Annotated in this window: 1 pseudogene; it reads right to left on the minus strand. The window is 52.3% G+C overall.

Features of this window, described 5'->3' with window-relative positions:
• A pseudogene (locus ACP45E_RS02960) lies at positions 1–409 on the minus strand (hypothetical protein); the annotation flags it as partial.

The following is a 409-nucleotide window of genomic DNA, read 5'->3' on the forward strand; positions in this document are numbered from 1 at the left end:
AGTGAACGTTTTTTCCTGCGGGGTTTGGTGTTTAAACCAACCCTCTTCGGTAAACGTCGCCTGCATGGTCAGTGGCTCATCAACATAGTCCATCACCTCGGCAGACTCTGGTATAGTCACATGGCCTTCACTGGTTGGGGTTAACCCTACAACACTATCGCCATTCGCATCAACGATGCCCCAGCTGACATGAGCCGCATCGGGCACATCCAACGTGGTGAAGGTGCCTGTATACCCTTGCGCCTGGTAATCAATGCTTGCTTGCAACCCAAGACCGGGCTTAACCACACTGTTACTCAGAACCAACTCGACCGATTGTACGTTTTCTGCCGATACTGGGTTGTTCGCGTCGTTGTCATCCCACCCTTCTAGCTCTTCTCGGCCGTTTTTAATGCCGTCACCATCGCTG

The organism is Vibrio genomosp. F10 str. 9ZD137 (assembly GCF_049974785.1).
GTDB lineage: Bacteria > Pseudomonadota > Gammaproteobacteria > Enterobacterales > Vibrionaceae > Vibrio.